The sequence below is a fragment of the Bradyrhizobium sp. BLXBL-03 genome (assembly GCF_051853015.1).
Classification (GTDB): Bacteria; Pseudomonadota; Alphaproteobacteria; order Rhizobiales; family Xanthobacteraceae; genus Bradyrhizobium; species Bradyrhizobium manausense.
The window spans coordinates 6201051-6217530 of sequence record NZ_CP182470.1; the positions used below are offsets into that span (position 1 = coordinate 6201051).

The following is a 16480-nucleotide window of genomic DNA, read 5'->3' on the forward strand; positions in this document are numbered from 1 at the left end:
GCGGAATGAAAGAAGACGAAATGAACATCAACCAATCCGCCACTCCACCGCTTGCGCCCGAGCTGATCGACCAATTTCGCAAGATCGTCGGCGATCGTCATGCCATCACCGATCCCAGTGATATCGAGGCCTACGTCACCGAGGAGCGCAACCTGTTCCACGGCCGCTCGCCCCTGGTGCTGCGCCCGGGCTCGACGGCGGAAGTGTCCGCGATCTGCAAGCTCGCCTCCGAGCACAGAATCGCGCTGGTGCCGCAGGGCGGCAATACCGGGCTGGTCGGCGGGCAGACGCCGCACAACGGCGAGGTCGTGGTGTCGCTGCGGCGGCTGGACAAGATCCGCGAGGTCGACACCGCATCCAACACGATGACATGTGAGGCCGGCGTGGTCTTGCAGATCGCGCAAGCGAAGGCCGCCGACGTCGACCGCCTGTTTCCGCTGTCGCTGGGCGCGGAAGGCAGCTGCACCATCGGCGGCAACCTCTCGACCAATGCCGGCGGCACCGCGGCGCTCGCCTATGGCGTCGCGCGCGAGATGGCGCTGGGGCTCGAGGTCGTGCTCGCCGACGGGCGCGTGCTCGACGTGCTGTCGAAGCTGAAGAAGGACAATACCGGCTACAATCTGCACAATCTCTTCATCGGCGCGGAAGGCACGCTCGGCATCATCACCGCGGCGACGCTCAAACTGTTTCCGAAGCCGCGGGCGATCGAGACCGCCTATGTCGGGCTGAAATCGCCGGCAGCCGCGCTCAAGCTTCTGACCATCGCGCAGAGCGAGGCCGCGAATGCGCTGACGAGCTTTGAGCTGCTGTCGGAGATGGCGGTCGATTTCTCTATCCGCCACGGCATCGACGTGCGCGATCCGCTCGCCGAGAAGCACCCCTGGTACGTGCTGATGGAGATGTCCACAGCCAGCGACGACGCCCGCACGCCGCTGGAGACGATTCTTGGCCGCGCCATGGAAGAGGAGATCGTCGACGACGCCGTGATCGCGGCCAACCTGACCCAACGCAACGCCTTCTGGAAACTGCGCGAGGAGATGTCGGCGGCACAAAAACCGGAGGGCGGCTCGATCAAGCACGACATCTCCGTTCCCGTCGCCGCGGTGCCTGATTTCATCGAGGAAGCCAATGCCGCGGTGATCAAGCTGATCCCCGGCGCGCGGCCGGTGCCGTTCGGCCATCTCGGCGATGGCAATCTGCATTACAATGTCAGCCAGCCCATCGGCGCCAACACCGCTGACTTTCTCGCGCGCTGGCATGAGATGAACGCCGTGGTGTTCGAGATCGTGCTGCGCATGGGCGGCTCGATCTCGGCCGAGCACGGCATCGGCGTGCTCAAGCGTGACGAGCTGCCCGAGGTGAAAGACAAGACCGCGATCGAGCTGATGAGGTCGATCAAGGCGATGCTCGATCCGCTGGGCATCATGAATCCGGGGAAGGTTCTGTAGGCATGTCCGCTCTCAAGATCCATCCGATCGACGATACCGATGTCGAGCCGGTGGTGGCGCTGTGGCAGCGCTGCGGCCTGACGCGCCCCTGGAACGATCCGCATGCCGATATCGCGCTGGCACGGCGGCGCGAGAACTCGACGGTGCTCGTTGGCCGCGACGCCGGCGCGATCGTGGCGACCGTCATGGTTGGCCATGACGGCCATCGCGGCTGGGTCTATTACGTCGCGGTCGACCCCGATGGCCGCAAGCGCGGCTATGGTCGCGCCATCATGACGGCGGCCGAGGACTGGCTGCGCGCGGCCGGCATCGCAAAGCTCCAGCTCCTGGTCCGCCGCGAGAATGCGCAGGCGAGTGCGTTCTACCAATCGCTGGCGTTCGAGGAATCGACGTCGATGATGTTCCAGAAGTGGCTCGACGGCCGCGAACACTGAAAGACAATCATGACCATTTCCGACCGCGTCCGCATCAAGGACGTCCGCGTACTCTCGGACGGCTGGACCACGCTGAAGAGCACCACGTTCGATTACCGTCGCGCCAACGGCGAGTGGCAGACACAGAAGCGCGAGACCTATGAGCGCGACAACGCCGCCGCCATCCTGCCGTATCATCGCGCCCAGCGCAGCGTGATCCTGGTGAAGCAGTTCCGCCTGCCGGCTTTCATTCGCGGCTATGATGATCTGCTGATCGAGGCCGCTGCCGGCGTGCTCGACAATGCCGAGCCCGAGGCCCGCATCCGTGCCGAGGCCGAGGAGGAGACCGGCTATCGCCTGCACCATGTGCACAAGGTGTTCGAAGCCTTCATGAGCCCTGGTGCCATCACCGAGAAGCTGCATTTCTTCGTCGCGGAGTACGAGCCGCATATGCGGGTCAGCGACGGCGGCGGCCTCGAGCATGAGGGCGAGGACATCGAGGTGCTGGAGCTCGGCATCGATGAGGCCCTGGCGATGATCGCGGACGGCAGGATCATCGACGGCAAGGCGATCATGCTGCTGCAATACGCGGCACTGCATATTTTTCAGTAGGTGCGCTATTCACCTCGCCCCGCTTGAGCAACCCGAAAACTACCTCTAGTCTGGCGCTAACCAAGAACCAGGAGACGCGCCCATGTCCGCTCCGCGCGACGATGAATTCGGCTTTGCGCCCGATTACGATTCCCCGATCCCCTATATGCAGCGCACGCGGGATTATTACAGCGCGATCGGCTACACCACGCCATATCGCTGGGCGCATTACACCGCGGCGCCGTTTCAGAAGCTGAAGAAGCCGCTGGCGCAGTCTCGCGTCACCATCATCACCACGGCGGCACCCTATGATCCCGGCAAGGGCGACCAGGGGCCCGGCGCGGCGTATAACGGCAGCGCGAAGTTTTACCAGGTCTATGACGGTGACACGTCGAAGCAGCACGACCTGCGCATCTCCCATATCGGCTACGACCGCAAGCACACCACTGCGGCGGACAACGGCACCTGGTTTCCACTGCCGCAACTGTTGACGGCGCAAGCCGCCGGCCGCATCGGCGAGGTCGCTCCGCGCTTTTTTGGCGCGCCGACCAATCGCAGCCATCGCGTCACGCTCGACACCGACGCGCCGGAGATCCTGGCGCGCTGCCTCGCTGATGCGGTCGACGTCGCGGTGCTGGTGCCGAACTGCCCGGTCTGCCACCAGACCACCGCGCTGGTGGCACGGCATCTCGAGGCCAATGGCATTGCGACCGTGATCATGGGCTGTGCCAAGGACATCATCGAGCACGCGGCCGTGCCGCGCTTTCTGTTCAGCGACTTCCCGCTCGGCAATTCCGCCGGCAAGCCGCATGACATCGCCTCGCAGGCACAGACGCTGGAGCTGGCGCTCACGCTGCTGGAGACCGCGAGCGGGCCGCAGACCACGATGCAGTCGCCGCTGCGCTGGAGCGAGGACGCCTCCTGGAAGCTCGACTATAACAATGTCGCGCAGCTGTCGCCGGAAGAGCTGGCGCGTCGCCGCGCCGAATTCGACAAGCAGAAGGAGATCGCCCGCGGCAACCGCGCCGCCTGACGTCTTCCAATAACAATAACCGTCGGGAGAGAGACGTGACGCGACCGTTCGAGGGCGTGAAGATCCTGGATTTCACGCAAGTGCTGGCCGGGCCCTATGCGAGCTACCAGCTCGCGCTGCTGGGCGCCGACGTCATCAAGGTCGAGCGGCGCGAGGGCGAGGACATGCGCCGCACGCCGCTATCCCGCGAATGGGCCGAGCGCGGACTGGCCCCGGCGTTCCAGGCCATCAACGGCAACAAGCGCAGCCTGACGCTCGACTTGCAAAAGCCTGACGCGATCGCGATCGTGAAGAAGCTTGCCGCCACGGTCGACGTCGTCATGGAAAACTTCCGCCCGGGAGTGATGGACAAGCTCGGCATCGGCTACGAGGCGCTGTCGGCGATCAATCCAAAACTGATCTATTGCGCGGTGTCGGGCTTCGGCCAGACCGGCCCGGATCGTCTGCGGCCCGGCTATGACGGCAAGATGCAGGCGCTGTCCGGCATCATGGCGATCACCGGCCACCCCTCGACGGGCCCGACGCGCGCCGGCTTTGCGGTGTGCGACGTGCTCTCGGGCGCAACGGCCGCATTTGCCGTGTCGAGCGCGCTGTACCAACGCGACCGCACCGGCAAGGGCCAGCTCGTCGACGTCTCCATGCTGGAGGCGACGCTGGCGTTTCTGTCGGGGCAGATCGCGGACTGGTCGGTCGCCGGCCATCGCCAGCAGCTTTCGGGCAACCAGGCCGTCAGCCGCAAGACCACCGCGAACCTGTTCAAGGCGGGCGACGGCTACATCCTGCTCGCGGTCAACAATGAGAAGCAGTACCGCGCGCTGATGACCACGCTCGGCCGCGAGGATACGCTGAGCGATCCGCGCTTTGCCGACTGGTTTTCCCGCAACGAAAACGAACCGGCACTGCGGGCCATCATCGAAGAGGCGCTGGCGGCAAAACCCGCGCGCGAATGGGAGACGATCCTCGAGGATGCCGGCGCACCCTGCGCCAGCATCTGGAAGATCGAGGAGGTGATCGACCACCCGCAGATCAGGGCGCGCGGCGCGATGCAGGAGCTGGACACGCCCTATGGCCGCCTGCGCTTTGCCGGCAGCGGCTTCAAGCTCGCCCATGGCGGCGGCAAACTCGATCGAATGGCGCCGGAGCTCGGCGCGGATACGGATGCGGTACTAAGCGAGCTCGGATTTGACGCGGCGGAGATCGCAGCGCTGAGGGCGCGGGAGATCGTGTAGAAGTCCGCTGCCGTAGGGTGGGCAAAGGCGCCCTTGCGCCGTGCCCACGATCCCTCTCGGTCACGAAAACGCGTGGGCACGCGTCCGCTTTGCCCACCCTACTGCATCGAGATCGACCGCACGCGCCCGCGGGCTATATCGCCTTGGCCGCGACCTTGGCCGCGGCGAGGATCTCGCGCCTGGCGGCATCGTCCTTCACCGCGCGGGCCATGTCGGCTGCGCCGGTCAGGATCGCCAGCAGTGCCAGCGCGCGCTGCCGCGCATGCGTGCCCCGAAAACCCTGCGCAACGAGGTCCGCGAGACGCTCCAGCTCGCCCTGATAGACAGCGCGCGTGGCCGCGTCCGCGCGCGCGACGTCGGAGGAGAAGCTCGGCAGCGCGCAGGCTTCATCGAGACCGACCTCCATCCGCTCACCCAGATAGAAATCGATGAAAGGATCGCGCCAGCCGCTGCCATATTGCGCCTGAAACTGGGCGATGCCGCCGCGCAGGAAGGCGAGCCCGTCCGCGACCGCGAGCCGGAACGCATCCGCCTTGGACTCGAAATGGGCGTAGAACGCCCCCGACGTGAGGCCCGCGCCCTTTGCGAGCGCATCCACCCCGGCGCCACCGAATCCACCGGTGCGGAAGCCGCGCCCGACCGCGTCCGCCAGCCGCGTGCGAGCGTCTCCATCGCTCTTCTTCGGTCGTGCCATCGCCGTCACCTCTCGATAGCGATCGTTATATTAGGCTTGACGATATAACGATCGTTATGTTTTATATAACGACCGTTATCTGACGGCTCAAAGGGAGACTTCTCACATGCCTATCCAGATCATCGTTCCCGAAGGCGCGCTGACGCCATCAGGGGAAGCCGAGGCATTCGGCAAGCTGACCGAGCTGCTGCTGCGCCTGCACGGCCTCACCGGCAACCGCTTCATGACGCCGAACGTCATCGGCGAGGTGACCGTGGTGCCGAAGCGGCGCACCTATTCCGGCGGCAAGCCCGCGGACATTGCCGTGTTCGAGCTCAAGGTGCCGTCCTTCGTGCTGCCGACGCAGGAGCTGAAGGACGCCTGGATCTCCGAGGGAACTACCATCATCGAGAAGGCGGCCGAGGGACGCATCAAGCGCGAGCATATTTTTGCAAATGTCAGCTACGCCGTGGACGGCGGCTGGGGCATCGGCGGCGAAGCCTTCAGCAACGCCGCGCTCGGATCGGCGGTCGCTGCGGCGGCTTGAGGCGAACAAGTACAGGTCTTGTAGATGGGGTAACGGGCACGGAGGCCTCCCAAGCCAGCCGCGCTAGCTACGGCGCTATTTGAAGGCGCGCGTCGCGCGGCTGGCTTGGGAGGCGGTCGTCCCTCAGACTGATGGTATCAAACGGAGTCGGGCAAGCCCGCTCCAAGCATCATTGAGGAACGACCATGCACCACTATGCCGGAATCGACGTATCATTGGAATGCTCAAGCGTGTGTGTTGTTGACGCCAGCGGCAAGATTTTGCGGGAGGCCAAGGTGACGAGCGAGCCGGAGGCACTGATCGCCTGGTTCCACGGTTTGGGTTTGGGCCTCGAGCGGATCGGGCTGGAAGCCGGACCGCTGTCACAATGGCTGTTTGCGGCGATGAAGGCTGCCGGTCTTGCAGTGGAGCTACTGGAGACGCGGCACGTCCGCAAAGCCTTTGAGGCGATGCCGGTGAAGTCTGACCGCAACGATGCGCGCGGCATCGCCCAGTTGATGCGGCTCGGCTGGTTCCGCCCGGTGCATTGCAAGTCGATGGACGCGCAGGAGACGCGCACGGTGTTGACCGCCCGCAAGCTGGTGCAGTCGAAGTTGCGCGATGTCGAGAACAGCCTGCGCGGGATCTTGCGCGGGTTTGGGCTCAAGGTCGGACCGACGACAGAACGAAGTTTTTGCGGACGGATCCGTGAGCTGGTGGCAGGTCACCCGAACCTGGAGACCGTCGCAGAGGCCTTGCTGGCGGTACACGCTGTGCTGCTGCGCGAGTTCAACGGTTTTGAGAAGCAGGTTCGTCGGATGGCGCGTTCCGATGCCAAAGCCAAGCTGCTGATGTCGACCCCGAGCGTCGGACCGGTTGTGTCGCTCACCTATGCTTCGGCAATTGACGATCCAGCCCGATTCAAATCGTCCAAGCAAGTGGGGGCGCATTTCGGGATAACCCCGAAGAAGTATCAGTCCGGCGAGACCGACTATACCGGTCGGATCAGCAAGATCGGTGACGCTTCGGTGCGCACCGCGCTCTACGAGGCCGCACACATCATGCTGACCAAGCCGCTCAAAGGCTGCACCGAGCTGAAGAGCTGGGCGATGCGGATCGCCAAGCGAGCCGGCATGAGCAAGGCGAAGGTCGCGCTGGCGCGCAGATTAGCTGTGATCATGCATCGGATGCTGGTCGATGGGACGCCGTTCAATCCAGCCCACAAGAAAATCGCTGCTGCAGCTTAAACAAGGAGGCAAAAGGTTTTCGAGCGGGTCACGACACCTCCCTCTCGAAGCGAAGTCCCCTCGCCGGGACGATGGATCAGGTCAGACCGCAACCCATCCAGTGGCCCTTGCGACCACGCGAACGTAGATTGGTCGGCCTATCCTCTTCAAACCCCATCAGGTGGCGGCCTTGCGCCGACCCCGTACAGAAGCAAGACCCCGGCGAACGGTACGACGCAAAAAAGGGATTGACCTTTGAAAGCCCGTTACAGAAGGGTGGGTTAGCCGAAGGCGTAACCCACCATGCTTCCGCGCACGTCGAACGAAGTTGGTGGGTTACGCTGCGACTAACCCACCCTACGCACCATCGCCTAGAACAACGAGCCCTGCCCGTCATCCACAGCCGCACCTGCAACTTTCCGCACAACCTTCTTCGGCTTCGCCGCCTCTACCTCTGCCGCCATCTCCTCCGCGCTGATCGGCAACAGCAGCTGCTCGTCGTCATTGGCAACGCGGTTGACGCGGGTGGAGACCGGGTGCCAGGCGAATTCGCCGACGCGGGGCGCCGTCATCAGCGGCAGGATCGCATCGATCTCGTCACCGCGGCAATCGAGCCAGCGCTCGAAATCGCGCGGGCTGATGGTGACGGGGACGCGATCATGCAGCGCAGCCAAATCTTCGCCGGCGGCGGCCGTCACGATCGCGACCGTGTCGAGCTCCTCGCCGTTCGGCCCGATCCAGGTTTCGAACAATGCGGCGAAACCCAGCGGGGCACCGTCGGCGTGATGGATGAAAAACGGCTGCTTGCGGCCGCCCTCCGCTTTCCATTCGTAATAGCCGTCAGCCGGAATCAGGCCGCGCCGCCGGCGAATCGCCTTTTTGAACGCGGGCTTTTCCAGCACCGTCTCCGAGCGGGCGTTGATCAGGAGCGTAAAGCCCTTGGGATCCTTGACCCAGCCCGGCAGCAGGCCCCAACGCATCAGGCGGAAATGGCGTGCGCCATTCTCGACCAGGACGACCGGAACAGGTTGCGTCGGGGCGACATTGTACCGGGGCGGGAAATTCGGCTGCTCGATATAGCCAAACAGCTGCCGTAAGGCCGCGGGGGCCGAAGTTATGACAAAGCGTCCACACATCCTTGCGCCAATATAGGGTCCGTTGAGGTCCTTTTAACCCCGGACGTTAACACTGCGGCCGATGAGCTCAATGGCCTCCCAACCCGCGATGCGCGCACAGACGGGCCCCGAGGCCGTGGCCTGGGCCGAGCGGCTGCGCCTGGCCAATATCAACCCGCGGACCGGGCTTGCCACCGACTATCTCAACCATTTCAATGAAGCCGTGATGCTCCTGGAGATGATCCCGGATATGCCTGAATGCGCCGAGGATTTTCTGACCTGGTCGCCGCTGTCCTATGCCGAGCATTTCACGGCGTCGAATTTCAAGGCGCGGGATCTCGCCATCGAGGCCTATGAGAAGGCCGAACCGTCCGTGCGCGCCCAGTTCGACCACATCACCGACACCATGACCTCGATTCTCACAGCGGTCGGCTCGGCCATGCGCGAGGTCGAGAAGGACTCAACCCGCGTTCGCCTCGCCGAGCAGGCGACGGCCTGGGTCAAGCCGCTGATCGCGGCCTGCGGCGGCATCATCAACGGCGGCGCGGAAGCCGACGTCGATACCATCATGGCGAACTAGGCCAAGTCTTGAAGATATGGCCACGCTCGTCCAGCCCACCCATCCACAGATTGCCGTCAGCGCCGCGATTTTCCGCGACGGCAAGGTCCTGCTGACCCGACGCGCCCGCTCCCCCGCCAAGGGCTTCTATTCGCTGCCAGGCGGCCGGGTCGAATTCGGCGAATCGCTGCATCAGGCCGTGAAACGTGAGGTCGACGAGGAAACCGGGCTCGCCATCGAGATCGTCAGCCTTGCCGGCTGGCGCGAGGTGCTGCCGGCCGCACCCGGTGCCGGCCATTACCTGATCCTGTCCTTTGCCGCCCGCTGGCTGGCGCGGGAACCCACCCTGAACGACGAACTCGACGATTTCAGGTGGATCGCCCCTGATACGCTTGGCAGCCTCAGCGACCTCAAGCTGACCGGGGGGCTGGAGGAGATCGTCCAGTCCGCCGCGCGCCTGATCGGCCCCTGACCGCCCGCCTTGCGTCATCAGCTCTGAGGGGGCATACAGCCCGCCGATGTTCCCGCGATTTCTGGCCATTTTTGCCCTGATCCTCGCCTGCGCGTCCGTGCCCGCCCGGGCCCAGGACGTGGCAGCGCCGTTCGACGCCGATTTGCAGCGGCTGGCCGAGATCCTGGGCGGCCTGCATTATCTTCGCGGCATCTGCGGCGCCAACGAGGGCAACAAATGGCGGAGCGAGATGCAGGCGCTGATCGATGCCGAAACCCCTGCCGGCGAGCGGCGCACCCGCATGATCGCCGCCTTCAACCGCGGCTATAACGGCTTTCAGCAAACCTACCGAAGCTGCACGCCGGCGGCGACGGTGGCGATTCGTCGTTACATCGACGAAGGCTCGAAGATCTCGCGGGATCTGACGGCGCGCTACGCGAACTAGCTTTCTCCGTCATTCCGGGGCGCGCATAGCGCGAACCCGGAATCGATCAAGCCGCAGAGTTGGTGGCTCGATGGATTCCGGGTTCGCGACTTCGTCGCGCCCCGGAATGACAATGACTGGAACCCTGTCGTCGACTTTGTTCACAGCCGTTAACCGTTCTTAAAGATGTGGCCTAGCGGTCGTTAATGTGCGTGCTACACCTCTCGCACAGCGCATCGCCGTGGATCGCGCCCCAGCCCTGATCGAGTTTCATGAGCCAGCCGATTTCCTACGCCCCCGCCCGCGCGCCGCTGCCCGACCATGAGCAGAAACAGGCCGCCCTGAGCTATCTGAACGAGGCCTGGGCCGAAGCGCGCCATGACGGCGTCGATGGCGATTGCCTGGCGCAAGCGAGCCTGTTCGCGGCGCTGGCCGAGCTCGTCGGTACCTATGGCGAGGACGCGGTGGCAAAATTCGTCGAGGGCTTTCCCGCCCGCATCCGCAACGGCGAGTTCTCCGTCAGCCTGGCACGGCAGTAAAGCCCGCGCTTTAATCCGTCTCGATCGGCAGCGACGGGTCCCTCGCCCATTCGCCCATCGACGCATCGTAGAGCGTCAGCTTGTCGTAGCCGAGCTGCGTCAGCATCAAGAGGTCGATCGTCGCCGAGATACCGCCGCCGCAATAGAGGATCACGTTCTTGTCGCGCGTGACGCCGGCCGCGGCGAATTTGGCTTCGGCATCGGCGAGCGTCGTCAGCGTCTTGTCGGCATTGACGAGGGTTGCAGCCGACACGTTGACGCTGCCGGGCACGCGGCCGGGCCGGCCGTAGCGGCTCGGCTCGAGTCCTCTATGAAATTGCGGTCCGAGCGCATTGACGGTGACAGTCGCGGGATCGCCGATGCGCTCCTTCACGAAATCTTTGTCGACGAACAAGCCTGCCCGCGGCGAGGCCTTGAAGGTTGTCGCCGGATAACCCTTCGGCGCACCCGTCTCGACCGGCCGCCCCTCGTCCTTCCATTTGTCGAAGCCGCCGTCGAGCACGCGCGCAACGACGCCAAGGGAACGCAGCATCCACCAGAACCGCGTCGACCACATCATGGTGCCGATGCTGTAGAGCACGATGGTTTTGGATGCGTCTGCACCGTGACGGCCGAAGGCGGCCTCGAGCTGGGCCACATCTGGCATCGTGAAGAATTGCTGCGCGGAAGCATCCGAGAACTCGCCTTGCAGATCGAGATAGTCGGCACCCGGGATGTGGCCGGCGGCAAACGTCTTGTCGCCGGGGACGGCGCGATAGGGCACGTCGCTGCCTGGTGGCACCGGCTCGTTGTAGGTCGTACAGTCGTAGAGGCGGAGATCGGGATCGGCGAGGATCGCGGCAACTTGCTCGGTGGTGATGAGGGCGGTGGGCTGGGACATCGGACTACACTCCCGTTCGCGAGGAAGTGTAGGCCTCTCCCCTCGTCATTGCGAGCGAAGCGAAGCAATCCAGAGTCTTTCCGCGGCGGGATTCTGGATTGCTTCGCTGCGCTTGCAATGACGGGTGGGGAAGGTCTGCGGGTCCCCACCAGACATCGGTTACTGCTTCAGCGTCTCCAGAAACCGCACCGCCTCGCCCTGCGACGGCGTCACCAGCTCGCCCTGCCACATCACGCGCTTGCCGCGCACAAAGGTGCCGACGGGCCAACCCGTCACGCGGACGCCGTCATAGGGGGTCCAGCCGGCCTTGGACGCCACCCATTTGCTGGTGATGGTTTCGCTGCGCCTGAGGTCCACCACCGTGAAGTCGGCGTCGTAGCCGGCGGCGATGCGGCCCTTGCAAGCCATGTTGTAAAGGCGCGCCGGGCCGGCGCTGGTGAGATCGACGAAGCGCGCGAGAGAAAGCCGGCCTGCATTGACGTGATCGAGCATCAAGGGCACCAGCGTCTGCACGCCGGTCATGCCGGAGGGCGAGGCCGGATAGGTCTTCTGCTTTTCTTCCAGTGTATGCGGGGCGTGGTCGGAGCCGAGCACGTCGATGATGCCCTGCTCGATGCCGCGCCAGATGCCGGCGCGATGATCGGCTGATCGCACCGGCGGGTTCATCTGCGCCAGCGTGCCGAGCCGCTCGTAGCATTCGGGTGCGACCAGCGTCAGATGATGCGGCGTCGCCTCGCAGGAGGCGACGTCCTTGTGGTCGCGCAGAAACTCGATCTCTTCCTTGGTCGAGATGTGCAGCACGTGGATGCGTTTTCCCGTCTCATGCGCGAGCTTGACCAGGCGCTGCGTCGCCATCAGCGCCGCGGTCTCGTCGCGCCAGACCGGATGCGAGCGCGCATCGCCCTCGATGCGGAGCGACTTGCGTTCGTTGAGGCGGTACTCGTCCTCGGCATGGAACGCCGCACGGCGACGAATCACCTGGAAGATGCGGCGCAGGCTCTCGTCATCCTCCACCAGCAGCGCGCCGGTCGAGGAGCCGATGAACACCTTCACGCCGGCGCAGCCCGGGGCACGCTCGAGCACCGGCAGGTCCTGCACGTTCTCGCGGGTGCCGCCGATGAAGAAAGCAAAATCGCAATGCATGCGATGATGGGCACGCTTCACCTTGTCGGAGAAGGTGGCCTCGGTCACCGTGAGCGGCGAGGTGTTCGGCATCTCGAACACGGCGGTGACGCCACCCATCACGGCGCTGCGCGAGCCAGATTCGAGATCTTCCTTGTGCTCCAGCCCGGGTTCACGGAAATGCACCTGCGTGTCCATCACGCCGGGCAGGATGTGCAGGCCCTTGCAGTCGATCACCTCCGCCGCCGAGCCCTGCGACAGCGGACCCAGCTCGGCGATGCGGCCATTGATGATACCGATATCGCGAACGCCTTCGCCGTCCTGGTTGACGACGGTGCCGCCCTTGAGGATCACATCGAAACGCTGGGTCATGGGGCCTCTCTCATCCCCAAGCGCAGGGCCCGAGGTCTTGTCGTTTATGCCTTGCGGGCTTACGTTCCGGAGCACCATGTCGCAAGAGATTTTCACATGAAATCAGCGTTTCTTCCCGACCGGGGCGTGATCAAGGTCGCCGGCGAGGACGCACGCAACTTCCTCAACGGCCTCATCACCACCGACGTCGACAAGCTCGAGCCGGGCCTGGGGCGATTCGGCGCGCTGCTGACGCCGCAAGGCAAGATCATCGTGGATTTCCTGATCACGGAAGCCCCTGGCGGCCATGGCGGCGGGTTCCTGATCGACTGCCCGAAGCCGCTGACCGATGGCCTTGCCACCAAGCTGAAATTCTACAAGCTGCGCGCCAAGGTCACCGTGGAGATCCTCGAGCTCGGCGTGCTCGCGGCCTGGGACGGCCAGCCCGCGACGCAGCCGGATCTCGCCTTCGCCGATCCCCGCAATGCCGAGCTCGGCACGCGCATCCTGATCCCCGAAGATCTCAAGCAGAAGCTCTCCGATTTGATCGGCGCCGAGCTGGTCGATGCGTCCGAGTACGAGGCGCACCGGATCGCGCTCGGCGTGCCGCGCGGCGGGCTCGATTTCATGTACAGCGATGCGTTCCCGCACGAGACCAACATGGATCGCCTTGCCGGCGTCGATTTCGACAAGGGCTGCTATGTCGGCCAGGAGGTCGTCTCGCGCATGCAGCATCGCGGCACTGCGCGGACCCGCAGCGTGAAGGTGCTGCTCGAGGATTCCGCGCCGGAAGTCGGCGTCAGTGTCATGGCCGGCGACAAATCCGTCGGCACCATGGGCTCATCGGCGAAGGGCAAGGGGATTGCGCTGGTGCGGATCGACCGCGTTGCCGATGCGCTCGATGCCGGCCAGCCGCTCACCGCTGGCGGGCTCGCCCTGAGGTTGGCAGAACCGGACGTCGTTCGCATTCCCGCAAAGCAGCCCATTGCATGAGCCGCGCTCCCCGCCTGCATCCCGACGGAAAGACCCGCTGCCCCTGGCCGGGCGAAGACCCGCTCTATGTCGCCTATCACGACACCGAATGGGGCGTGCCTGAATATGACGACCGCGCGCTCTATGAAAAGCTGATCCTCGACGGCTTTCAGGCCGGCCTGTCCTGGATCACGATCCTGCGCAAGCGCGACAATTTCCGCAAAGCCTTCGACGATTTCCAGCCGGAGAAGATCGCGCGCTACACCGACAGGAAGGTGCATGCGCTGATGAACGATGTCGGCATCGTGCGGAACAAGGCCAAGATCGAAGGCACGATCCTGAGCGCGAAGGCGTACCTCGACATCATGGAGAAGGGCCCGGGCTTTTCGAAACTTCTTTGGGGCTTCATGGACGGCCGGCCCAAGGTCAATAATTTCAAGACCACGGCAAGCGTCCCGGCGTCGACACCGCTGTCGATGCAAATTTCCAAGGAGCTGTCCTCGCGCGGCTTCAAATTCGTCGGCCCCACTATTGTCTATGCCTTCATGCAGGCGACCGGGATGGTCAACGACCATCTCGTCGACTGCCATTGCCACGCGACCTGCAGCAAGCTGCAGCGCAAGCCGCGCCTCAAGGCCAAATGACGGCCAGGAAGAGCGCGCGCGCATCCGAATCCCGGGCCTGGCAGCGCATGCTATCGGGTCGGCGGCTCGACCTGCTCGATCCCTCCCCGCTCGATGTCGAGATCGCCGACATCGCCCACGGGCTGGCGCGCGTGGCGCGCTGGAACGGACAGACCATCGGCGCGCACATCTTCTCGGTCGCCCAGCACACGCTGCTGGTGGAGACCGTGCTGCGGCACGAGATGCCGCGCGCTGACCAGCGCATCCGGCTCGCCGCGCTGCTGCACGACGCCCCTGAATATGTCATCGGCGACATGATCTCGCCGTTCAAGGCGGTGCTCGACGGCCATTACAAGGCGGTGGAGAAGCGCCTGCTCGGCGCCATCCACATCCGCTTCGGCCTGCCGCCGGTGCTACCCGAGGAGATCACGCTGGCGATCAAGGCCGCCGATCGCGGCGCGGCTTACCTCGAGGCGACCGAACTTGCCGGCTTCAGCGAAGGCGAGGCGAAGCGGCTGTTCGGCAAGGATCCCGGCCTTTCCGACAATATCAGGCGCGACTATCTGACGCCCTGGACAGCGGCGCGGGCCGAGAAGCAGTTTCTGGAACGGTTTGGGGCGGTGTTCGCGTAGCATCATCCTTTCGTAGGGTGGGCAAAGCCACCGGGTCGCGCGAATGCGCGCCCGATGACAGGCTCCGCGTGCCCACCAAACCGAATGAGATGCGCAAATGCGAGGTGGTGGGCACGGCGCGATGCGCCTTTGCCCACCCTACGAGCGCTCGCTATAATCAATTAAAAGGTCCGCCATGATCCACGTCTGCTCGCTCGCCGCCCTTCCCGAAACCGTTCGCCGCACCGGGGCCAGCCATGTGCTGACCGTGATGGCCAATGTCGAGCAGGTGGCGCGGCCGGTGTCGGTGCTTCCGGCCAATCATCTCAAGGTGTCGATGGACGACATCACCGAGGAGATGGACGGCTTTGTCGCACCGTCGGAGGCGCATATCGAACAGGTGCTGAATTTCGTGCGCGGCTGGGATCGGGCTGCGCCGCTGGTGGTGCATTGCTATGCCGGCATCAGCCGCTCCACGGCGAGCGCGTTCGCCGCCGTCTGCGCGCTCAATCCTGATCGCGACGAGATCGAGATTGCGAAGAAGATCCGTGCGGCCTCCCCGATCGCCTCGCCGAACCGCCGCATCGTCGACCTCGCCGACCGCGCGCTCGGCCGCAACGGCCGCATGCTGCGCGCGCTCGACGAGATGGGCCCGGGCGAGATGCTGGTCGAAGGCCGCCCCTTCGTGATCGAGCTCGAATGACACCTGCAATCCCCATCGCATGAGCGACAAGCTGACGCCGATCGAGATCGGCCTGACCGCCGCGATCGTCGCGATCGAGGACCACGAGCCGCTGGTGTTGACCGCGCGCGGCGCCGACGGGCTCGCCGGGCTGCCGTTCGGTCCGTTCGATGCGCCGAGCCATCGCACCTTCGAGATCGGCCTGCGTGCGTGGGTCGAGGAACAGGTGGGATTGCGGCTCGGCTATGTCGAGCAGCTCTACACGTTTGGCGATCGCGGCCGTCATGCCGAGGCCGGCCACACCGGCGCGCATATGGTGTCGATCGGCTATCTCGCGCTGACGCGCACCGCCGAGGGAGCTGCGAATGCCGCGAGCTTCGAGCCCTGGTATCGCTTCTTCCCTTGGGAAGACCGGCGCGAGGCACCGCCGGCGATCATCGCCCGTGACATCATCCCGGCGCTGACGGCATGGGCCGAGGAGGAGACGCCCGAGACGACGCGCGCATTGCCGCGCAAGGATCGCGTGCGGTTCTATTTCGGCCTCGACGGCGCGGCCTGGGACGAGGAGCGCGTGCTCGACCGCTACGAGCTGCTCTACGAGGCCGGCCTCGTCGAGGAGGCGCGACGCGACGGCCGGCCTGCGGCGCTGGCGCGCAAGTCCCTGCCCGCGCTCGGCACGTCCATGCGCTTCGACCACCGCCGGATCCTTGCCACAGCGATCGCCAGGCTGCGGGCAAAGCTGAAGTATCGCCCCGTGGTGTTTGAACTTTTGCCCGCCGAGTTCACACTCACGGAGTTGCAGTATACGGTGGAGGCGATCTCCGGCCGGCACCTGCACAAGCAGAACTTCCGTCGCCTGGTCGAAACCGAGGCGCTGGTCGAACCGACCGGCGTGATGTCGACACAGACGGGCGGGAGACCGGCGGCGCTCTATCGCTTCCGCCGCGACGTGCTCCAGGAACGGCCGGCGCCAGGCTTGCGCGTACGCTCCCGGCGCTAGATCAAGGATTGC

20 protein-coding genes are annotated in these 16480 nt (G+C 64.9%); 16 read left to right on the plus strand and 4 right to left on the minus strand.

Annotation, left to right across the window (positions count from 1 at the left end; translation table 11 throughout):
- Positions 1–20: 20 nt before the first annotated feature.
- The 5 genes from ACNJX9_RS29710 to ACNJX9_RS29730 all read left to right on the plus strand — a co-directional run bounded on the left by ACNJX9_RS29710 (position 21) and on the right by ACNJX9_RS29730 (position 4714).
- On the plus strand, positions 21–1448 hold the full coding sequence (locus ACNJX9_RS29710; protein WP_439410149.1) for an FAD-binding oxidoreductase: 1428 nt from the start codon (positions 21–23) through the stop codon (positions 1446–1448).
- A gap of 2 nt (positions 1449–1450) precedes the next feature.
- A complete protein-coding gene (locus ACNJX9_RS29715) occupies positions 1451–1882 on the plus strand; it encodes a GNAT family acetyltransferase (protein WP_439405513.1) in 432 nt (143 codons plus the stop codon).
- Positions 1883–1891: 9 nt separating this feature from the next.
- Complete coding sequence (locus ACNJX9_RS29720; protein WP_439405515.1) at positions 1892–2473, plus strand: GDP-mannose pyrophosphatase; 582 nt, start codon at positions 1892–1894, stop codon at positions 2471–2473.
- Between the two features lie 82 nt (positions 2474–2555).
- Positions 2556–3485, plus strand: a complete 930-nt coding sequence (locus ACNJX9_RS29725; protein WP_439405516.1) for a glycine reductase — start codon at positions 2556–2558, stop codon at positions 3483–3485.
- A gap of 35 nt (positions 3486–3520) precedes the next feature.
- The gene (locus ACNJX9_RS29730; protein ID WP_439405517.1) at positions 3521–4714 is read left to right on the plus strand and encodes a CaiB/BaiF CoA transferase family protein; all 1194 of its coding nucleotides are present in this window, start codon (positions 3521–3523) and stop codon (positions 4712–4714) included.
- A 133-nt stretch (positions 4715–4847) separates the two neighbouring features.
- Here ACNJX9_RS29730 and ACNJX9_RS29735 read toward each other — a convergent pair whose 3' ends face one another.
- Positions 4848–5408, minus strand: a complete 561-nt coding sequence (locus tag ACNJX9_RS29735; protein WP_057753775.1) for a TetR family transcriptional regulator — start codon at positions 5406–5408, stop codon at positions 4848–4850.
- 106 nt (positions 5409–5514) lie between these two features.
- Here ACNJX9_RS29735 and ACNJX9_RS29740 point away from each other — a divergent pair, with 106 nt between their 5' ends.
- Together ACNJX9_RS29740 and ACNJX9_RS29745 are read left to right on the plus strand one after the other, a co-directional pair.
- Positions 5515–5934 carry a hypothetical protein gene (locus tag ACNJX9_RS29740; protein ID WP_057753777.1) on the plus strand — a complete coding sequence of 140 codons (420 nt, stop codon included), beginning with the start codon at positions 5515–5517 and terminating at the stop codon, positions 5932–5934.
- Between the two features lie 185 nt (positions 5935–6119).
- Positions 6120–7160 (plus strand): IS110 family transposase, encoded by a 1041-nt coding sequence (locus ACNJX9_RS29745; RefSeq protein ID WP_439405246.1) that lies wholly within the window; start codon positions 6120–6122, stop codon positions 7158–7160.
- A 350-nt stretch (positions 7161–7510) separates the two neighbouring features.
- Here the strand turns inward: ACNJX9_RS29745 and ACNJX9_RS29750 are convergent, their stop codons facing one another.
- Entirely contained in the window at positions 7511–8275 is a 765-nt protein-coding gene (locus ACNJX9_RS29750) for an SOS response-associated peptidase (RefSeq protein ID WP_439405518.1), read from the minus strand.
- Positions 8276–8336: 61 nt separating this feature from the next.
- On the opposite strand from ACNJX9_RS29750, the gene ACNJX9_RS29755 reads away from it, so the two are divergent.
- The 4 genes from ACNJX9_RS29755 (at position 8337) to ACNJX9_RS29770 (ending at position 10227) form a co-directional block, all read left to right on the plus strand.
- Positions 8337–8834 carry a hypothetical protein gene (locus ACNJX9_RS29755; RefSeq protein WP_057757225.1) on the plus strand — a complete coding sequence of 166 codons (498 nt, stop codon included), beginning with the start codon at positions 8337–8339 and terminating at the stop codon, positions 8832–8834.
- A 16-nt stretch (positions 8835–8850) separates the two neighbouring features.
- A complete protein-coding gene (locus ACNJX9_RS29760) occupies positions 8851–9285 on the plus strand; it encodes an NUDIX hydrolase (protein WP_439405519.1) in 435 nt (144 codons plus the stop codon).
- A gap of 46 nt (positions 9286–9331) precedes the next feature.
- On the plus strand, positions 9332–9709 hold the full coding sequence (locus ACNJX9_RS29765; protein ID WP_439405520.1) for a TIGR02301 family protein: 378 nt from the start codon (positions 9332–9334) through the stop codon (positions 9707–9709).
- Positions 9710–9960: 251 nt separating this feature from the next.
- Positions 9961–10227 (plus strand): hypothetical protein, encoded by a 267-nt coding sequence (locus tag ACNJX9_RS29770; RefSeq protein ID WP_057757219.1) that lies wholly within the window; start codon positions 9961–9963, stop codon positions 10225–10227.
- Positions 10228–10237: 10 nt separating this feature from the next.
- Here ACNJX9_RS29770 and ACNJX9_RS29775 read toward each other — a convergent pair whose 3' ends face one another.
- Together ACNJX9_RS29775 and ACNJX9_RS29780 are read right to left on the minus strand one after the other, a co-directional pair.
- Positions 10238–11107, minus strand: a complete 870-nt coding sequence (locus tag ACNJX9_RS29775) for a sulfurtransferase (protein WP_057757217.1) — start codon at positions 11105–11107, stop codon at positions 10238–10240.
- 159 nt (positions 11108–11266) lie between these two features.
- Complete coding sequence (locus ACNJX9_RS29780; protein ID WP_439405521.1) at positions 11267–12601, minus strand: dihydroorotase; 1335 nt, start codon at positions 12599–12601, stop codon at positions 11267–11269.
- 96 nt (positions 12602–12697) lie between these two features.
- On the opposite strand from ACNJX9_RS29780, the gene ygfZ reads away from it, so the two are divergent.
- The 5 genes from ygfZ to ACNJX9_RS29805 all read left to right on the plus strand — a co-directional run bounded on the left by ygfZ (position 12698) and on the right by ACNJX9_RS29805 (position 16468).
- Positions 12698–13573 (plus strand): CAF17-like 4Fe-4S cluster assembly/insertion protein YgfZ, encoded by an 876-nt coding sequence (ygfZ, locus tag ACNJX9_RS29785; protein WP_439405522.1) that lies wholly within the window; start codon positions 12698–12700, stop codon positions 13571–13573.
- Entirely contained in the window at positions 13570–14196 is a 627-nt protein-coding gene (locus tag ACNJX9_RS29790) for a DNA-3-methyladenine glycosylase I (RefSeq protein WP_057757210.1), read from the plus strand. The genes ygfZ and ACNJX9_RS29790 overlap by 4 nt, the downstream gene beginning before the upstream one ends.
- Positions 14193–14807 carry a YfbR-like 5'-deoxynucleotidase gene (locus ACNJX9_RS29795; RefSeq protein WP_439405523.1) on the plus strand — a complete coding sequence of 205 codons (615 nt, stop codon included), beginning with the start codon at positions 14193–14195 and terminating at the stop codon, positions 14805–14807. Before ACNJX9_RS29790 ends, ACNJX9_RS29795 begins: the two co-directional genes overlap by 4 nt.
- Before the next feature lie 175 nt (positions 14808–14982).
- The gene (locus tag ACNJX9_RS29800) at positions 14983–15489 is read left to right on the plus strand and encodes a tyrosine phosphatase family protein (RefSeq protein WP_057757206.1); all 507 of its coding nucleotides are present in this window, start codon (positions 14983–14985) and stop codon (positions 15487–15489) included.
- 19 nt (positions 15490–15508) lie between these two features.
- Entirely contained in the window at positions 15509–16468 is a 960-nt protein-coding gene (locus tag ACNJX9_RS29805; RefSeq protein WP_057757204.1) for an NUDIX hydrolase, read from the plus strand.
- The last annotated feature ends 12 nt before the right edge of the window (positions 16469–16480 follow it).